Source organism: Mesorhizobium sp. M7A.F.Ca.CA.002.15.2.1, assembly GCF_003998715.1.
Lineage (GTDB): Bacteria > Pseudomonadota > Alphaproteobacteria > Rhizobiales > Rhizobiaceae > Mesorhizobium > Mesorhizobium ciceri.
The window spans coordinates 1-5216 of sequence record NZ_RZPI01000394.1 but is presented as its reverse complement, the minus strand read 5'-3'; the positions used below and the strand labels follow the sequence as shown (position 1 = coordinate 5216).

Below are 5216 nucleotides of genomic sequence, written 5' to 3'. Positions count from 1 at the left end.
ATCACCTATCGGCCTGGCGACGAGGCGCTGGTCGGCTCCGAGCCGGTTGTGAATTTCACCGCCGAAGGGCCGTTCGGCGCGGTCAAACGAGCATTCGACAGTGAGCCGCTGGCGCAGTTCCTGACCCAGCGCGCGCTGGAGAAGGAGCAGCAGCGCGTCGAGGCGATGCAGGCCGCGCTGCTCGAGAAGCAGCGGCTGCGGCGCGAAGTGCGCTATTACGCTGCGCGGCAGGATGCTCGCGACAAGGCGGCCGAGGAATTGCGCCGGCAGGAGGAAGCAGCGCGGCTCAAAGCCGAAGCTGACGCCAAGGCCAAGGCCGAAGCGGATGCACAGGCTCAGGCTGAGGCGGACGCAAAGGCTCAGGCCGACGCGGAGGCGAAAGCCAAGGCGGACGCAGATGCCAAAGCCAAGGCCGATGCCGAAGCGAAGGCGGCTGCCGAAAAGCAGGCCGCCGACGAGGCCGCCAAGGCGCAGGCCGAGCAGGAGCGGCAGAAGGCGGAAGAGGCGATGCGTATTGCCTCGCAGGAAAAGGCAAGGCTCGAAGCCGAACGCAAGGCCGCGCAGTCTCCGAAGGTGGAGCGGGCGCCGCTGCCGCAGGCCAACGACAATCCGCCGCCGGCCAAGCCGAAGGCCAATCCGTTCACGATCGACAATCTGCTGAAGTCGCTGCAGTAGTAGTCGACTACCCACGGTCTCGATCGAGCAGCCGCCGCAGCATCGGTTCGATGCGTGACAGTTCGTCGAGATGCGCCGCCGACAGCTCGGCCAGGCAATCGTCGGCGCGCTCGGTCAGTTGCAGCAGCACGCGGCGATGGTCGTCCTTGTCCTGATCCCTTGTGACCAGCCCTGCCTCGCCGAGACGGTTGACCAGTTCGACGGCGCTGTGGTGGCGAATGCGCAGGCGTTCCGCGAGATCGCCAACCGTCACCGGGCCGCCGCCGGGGAATCCCTTGATCGCCAGCAGCGCCTGATGCTGGCGCGGGGTCAGGCCGGCGTCTTCCGCCTGGACCTGGCTGAATTCGAGGAACCGGCGGATCAGGTAGCGAAACTCCGACAGCCGCTGGTAATCGGCCTGGCTGATGGCGGGACGTTGTTCTCGTGGCTGCGACATATCAGACATGTGTTCGTTTTCCGGCGAAAGCTCAAACGGATTTCGGGCGAAACCGGCTTGAATATTTATATCGTGTTACGATACATAGCCACCGACAAACCCGGCTGGCCGCTTCGACCGTGCCGCACCCCAGACATACGGCCGCCGCCAGGAAGCAACTGCCATGAAGACCCATCATTCGAACCCGGAGCACCTGCGCGATTTCACCACGGATCCCAGGGTTCTGCTCGTCGCCGCCATTGCCGTGGTGGTGGCGACAGCCGGGTTGTTTGCCGGCATCGCGCTTTTGAAGCTGATCCGGCTTGCCACCAACATTGCCTATTTCGGCCAGTTCTCGCTTGCCGACCTGAAGCTCGAGAACACGCCGCTTGGGCTTGCCGCCGTCCTCGTTCCGGTGATCGGTGCGCTGATCATCGGCCTGATGGCGCGCTATGGCAGCGAGAAGATCCGCGGCCACGGCATTCCCGAAGCCATCGAGGCGATCCTGCTCGGGCGCTCGAAACTCGACGCCAAGGTGGCGATCCTGAAGCCGCTGTCGTCGGCGATCTCGATCGGTTCCGGCGGACCGTTCGGCGCGGAAGGACCGATCATCATGACAGGCGGCGCGATCGGCTCGCTGATCGCGCAGATGCTGCCGGTCAGCGACAACGAGCGCAAGACCCTGCTGGTGGCTGGTGCGGCAGCGGGCATGACCACGGTGTTCGGAACACCGATCGCCGCCATCATGCTGGCGGTCGAACTGCTGCTATTCGAATGGACCCCGCGCAGCTTCATTCCGGTGGCGGTCGCGGCTGTTATCGCCGAGGTCGAGCGCACCATGCTGCATCTGCCCGGGCCGATCTTTCCGTTTCAGGGCGGCATGGAGGTGTCTTTTGTCGGCCTTGCCGGCTGGGTGGCGATCGGCGTTTGTGCAGGACTTCTGTCGGGACTGCTGACGCAGATGGTCTATGCCTGCGAGGACGGTTTTCAGAAGCTGCCGATCCACTGGATGTGGTGGCCGATGCTTGGCGGCCTGGTGGTCGGCATAGGCGGGCTGATCGAACCGCACGCGCTCGGTGTCGGCTATGACAACATCACCGACATGCTGGATGGCCGCACCGTCGCGACGGCGGCACTCCTGCTGCTGGTGGTCAAGGCGATCATCTGGTCGGTAGCGCTCGGCTCGGGAACGTCGGGAGGTGTGCTGGCGCCGCTGTTGATCATGGGCGGGGCTATGGGCGCTGTGCTCGCCGGCGTTCTGCCTGCCGCGGATCCGGGTTTCTGGGCGCTGCTGGCAATGGCCGCCACCATGGGCGGCACGATGCGCGCGCCGCTGACCGCCACGTTCTTCGCCGTCGAACTGACCGGCAACACACATATGCTGGTGCCGCTGATTGCCGCCTGCGCCGCGGCGCATGCCGTGACCGTGCTTCTGATGAAGCGTTCGATCCTGACCGAAAAGATCGCCAGAAGGGGACACCATCTGGTTCGCGAATACCGTGTCGACCCTTTCGCCCTGACCAGGGTGCGCGAGGTGATGACGTCGCAGGTCGAAAGCGTGCCGGCGACGATGACGCTGCATGGCGCAGCAGCGTTCCTGACGGCGCCGGAAACACGGCATCCGAGTTTCCCGGTGGTCGACGAGAACGGTCAGGTGCTGGGCCTCATCGATCCGCCGGCGATCTTGCGCTGGAGACGCGCCGGCACGCACCGCACCACCACGCTTGGCGCGTTGCTGGCCGGCAGCAAGGTGACGCTGGCCTATCCGGACGAATATCTCGAAGGCCTCTCCGACAAGCTGCTGATGGCCAACGTCTCCCATCTGCCCGTCGTCACTCGCGAAGGCTCGTTGCTGGTCGGCTATGTCGGCTGGAAGGATCTGATGCGCGTGCGGTCCAGGAAACAGGCCGAGGAGCGCGAGCGTTCGACCTTGCTTGGCTTTGGCACCAGACGCAGGAAAAAGGACGACGCGGTCGAAAGCCTTTAGATGCTCTCTCCTCGCTTCGCCCACTCCAGCACATGGAGCCTCAACGCCGAGGACAGGTTGGTGTCGCGGGGCCGCGTCTCGTCGACTTCGGCGACAAGAGCAGCGAGCGTCAGCTCCCTGGTCGCCGCGATCGCGACGAGGTCGTCATAGAAGGGCTTTTCAAGCGAGTAGCTGGTGCGGTGGCCGCGAATGGTCACCGAACGCTTTTCGACCGGGCTCATTGACGGCCGGGGTCGCCGGGCTTTTCACGACGATGCCCGGCAACGAATTTTTCGCTCTTGTCGGCGGCGACGCGGTCGCGTTCCTTTTCGGCCTTGGAGCGGCCGTGCAGCGCGCGGTTCTGTTCGGCGGCGCGCAGCTTTTCGTCCCGCGCCTTTTGCTTGCGGGCCTGGCGGAGATTGACGATTTCGGCCACGGCGTAAGTCGCCGGCCTATTTCTTGCGGAAGGCGTCGAGCGAGACCACTTCGGCGCCCTTGGTGGCGGCTTCCGCGGCCGCGGGCTTCTTCTCCGCCTCCGCGGCGGCCTTCTTCTCGGCCTTCGGCTTTTTCTCGGAGACGATGGTCAACGGCTCCGGAGTTGGCGCAGCCGGTTCATCGGCTGCCGCACCATCCGTCTTGACGTCGAATTCGAGTTCGAAATTGACCGAGGGATCGTAGAAGCCGCGCACGGCCGAGAACGGGATTTCGAGTTTTTCCGGCACATCGGAGAAGGACAGGCCAACCTCGAAGCCGGTATCGGTCACCTTCAGGTCCCAATACTGGAACTGAATGACGATGGTCATCTGCTCGGGATAGCGCTCGCGCAGCCGCGAAGACACGCGTACGCCCGGCGCGCCGGTCAGGAAGGTGATGAAGAAGTGGTGGTTGCCGGGGAGGCCGGTGCGCGCGACCTCGGCCAGGACCTTGCGCATGACGCCGCGCAACGCCTCCTGGGCCAGAATGTCGTAGCGGATGTGGTCGTCGGCCATGTGGCGGTCGGGTTCCGTTGAATCGTCCGCATAGCTGTAATCAAGCTTGAGCGCGGCGTAAACCGCATATAGATCACCCTCGCGCGGAAGCGAAGACTATTGCCAGCGATTTGATCGCTCAGGCGCTGGCGAGCGCGCTTTGCTTTTCGGACGATGCCGCGGAGCGGCGCTTGCCGAAGGCGCGCAGGAAGGTACGCACGCCATTGGTCGCAGATTGCAGCACCTCGTCCTCGCGCGGCGAGCCGCCAAGCATGAACGTGGTCTGCAGTTCGGCATTGACGAGGCCAAGGAACTGGCGTGCCGCCACGTCCGGGTCCTCGATCGTGAGATAGCCGCCATAGGCGAGGCGGGCGAAGCGGGCGGCGATTGCCGGCCATGTCCTGCCCGGTCCCTGTTCGCGCCATTCGGCAAACAGTTCGGGATAGCGCTCGCCTTCGGTCTGGATCAGCTTGCGCAGGAATTTTCCATCGCGGTTGCAGATGCAATTCTGATTCAAACGCACCGCAAAGCCGATCAGGTCGGCTTCGAGATCCCCCGGCTGATCGGGGAAGGTGGCAATGGTGGCGAAGATGCCGGCATTGCAACGTTCGGTCAGATCACGGACCACAGCGACGAACAGTTTTTCCTTGTCGCCGTGATGGTTGTAGATGGTCTGGCGCGAGACGCCGGCTTCGGCGGCGATCAGGTCGATATTGGCGCCGGCGAAACCTTCGCGGCAAAACACGGTGGCGGCGGAGTCGACGATCGACAGGCGCTTGGCCTCATGACCGCGTGGCGGGAAAATGTCAGGAGAAACGTGCAGCTTCATAAAAAACTATATAGAGGTGATTGACGATTTAGACAAGAGTGTCTAAATTTGTGGACACAAGATTAAGAGATTTCGCATGAGAGAGACGAACAGAACTCGCTCTCGATGTGTCGGAATCTCACGGGATGGAACGTCCTAGGTTAGACGCCGCCTGGCGGCGGCAACCAGATTTGAAAGAAGCCTCTATCATGAGTCCCAAATTCCTCCGCATCGCGGTCGTGCTCGGCTTGTTGTCCGCCATCGGCCCGTTCGCCATCGACATGTATCTGCCCGCGCTGCCGTCGATCGGCGCCGATCTGCATGCCGGCACCGCTGCCGTGCAGATGAGCCTGTTGATCTTCTTCCTGTCGATGGGCTTTGGCC

6 protein-coding genes and 2 pseudogenes are annotated in these 5216 nt (G+C 63.6%); 3 read left to right on the top strand and 5 right to left on the bottom strand.

Translation table 11 applies throughout. The annotated features are described in order from the left end of the window. Positions 1–675 (top strand): annotated as a pseudogene (locus tag ENZ74_RS20780) (AsmA protein); the annotation flags it as partial. A 7-nt stretch (positions 676–682) separates the two neighbouring features. Here the strand turns inward: ENZ74_RS20780 and ENZ74_RS20775 are convergent. After that, positions 683–1120, bottom strand: coding sequence for a helix-turn-helix domain-containing protein (locus ENZ74_RS20775; protein ID WP_013531012.1), 438 nt, complete (start codon positions 1118–1120; stop codon positions 683–685). 154 nt (positions 1121–1274) lie between these two features. Between ENZ74_RS20775 and ENZ74_RS20770 the strand changes: the two genes are divergently transcribed. Next, a complete protein-coding gene (locus ENZ74_RS20770; protein WP_013531013.1) occupies positions 1275–3077 on the top strand; it encodes a chloride channel protein in 1803 nt (600 codons plus the stop codon). On the opposite strand, the gene ENZ74_RS20765 is transcribed toward ENZ74_RS20770, so the two are convergent. The 4 genes from ENZ74_RS20765 to ENZ74_RS20750 form a co-directional block, all read right to left on the bottom strand. Beyond that, a complete protein-coding gene (locus tag ENZ74_RS20765) occupies positions 3074–3298 on the bottom strand; it encodes a ribbon-helix-helix domain-containing protein (RefSeq protein ID WP_013531014.1) in 225 nt (74 codons plus the stop codon). The genes ENZ74_RS20770 and ENZ74_RS20765 overlap by 4 nt on opposite strands. Beyond that, positions 3295–3492: a DUF4169 family protein gene (locus ENZ74_RS20760; RefSeq protein WP_024501426.1), complete on the bottom strand. Its 198-nt coding sequence runs from the start codon at positions 3490–3492 to the stop codon at positions 3295–3297. The genes ENZ74_RS20765 and ENZ74_RS20760 overlap by 4 nt, the downstream gene beginning before the upstream one ends. Before the next feature lie 16 nt (positions 3493–3508). Then, positions 3509–4045 (bottom strand): SspB family protein, encoded by a 537-nt coding sequence (locus ENZ74_RS20755; RefSeq protein WP_127312963.1) that lies wholly within the window; start codon positions 4043–4045, stop codon positions 3509–3511. 118 nt (positions 4046–4163) lie between these two features. Then, the gene (locus ENZ74_RS20750) at positions 4164–4853 is read right to left on the bottom strand and encodes a TetR/AcrR family transcriptional regulator (RefSeq protein ID WP_013531017.1); all 690 of its coding nucleotides are present in this window, start codon (positions 4851–4853) and stop codon (positions 4164–4166) included. 188 nt (positions 4854–5041) lie between these two features. Here ENZ74_RS20750 and ENZ74_RS35235 point away from each other — a divergent pair. Further along, positions 5042–5216 (top strand): annotated as a pseudogene (locus tag ENZ74_RS35235) (Bcr/CflA family drug resistance efflux transporter); the annotation flags it as partial.

Bases quoted from the DNA above. Each gene is read 5' to 3' on its own strand.
- ENZ74_RS20750 (WP_013531017.1), bottom strand. From the start codon at position 4,853: ATGAAGCTGCACGTTTCTCCTGACATTTTCCCGCCACGCGGTCATGAG.
- ENZ74_RS20765 (WP_013531014.1), bottom strand. From the start codon at position 3,298: ATGAGCCCGGTCGAAAAGCGTTCGGTGACCATTCGCGGCCACCGCACC.
- ENZ74_RS20755 (WP_127312963.1), bottom strand. From the start codon at position 4,045: ATGGCCGACGACCACATCCGCTACGACATTCTGGCCCAGGAGGCGTTG.
- ENZ74_RS20775 (WP_013531012.1), bottom strand. From the start codon at position 1,120: ATGTCTGATATGTCGCAGCCACGAGAACAACGTCCCGCCATCAGCCAG.
- ENZ74_RS20770 (WP_013531013.1), top strand. From the start codon at position 1,275: ATGAAGACCCATCATTCGAACCCGGAGCACCTGCGCGATTTCACCACG.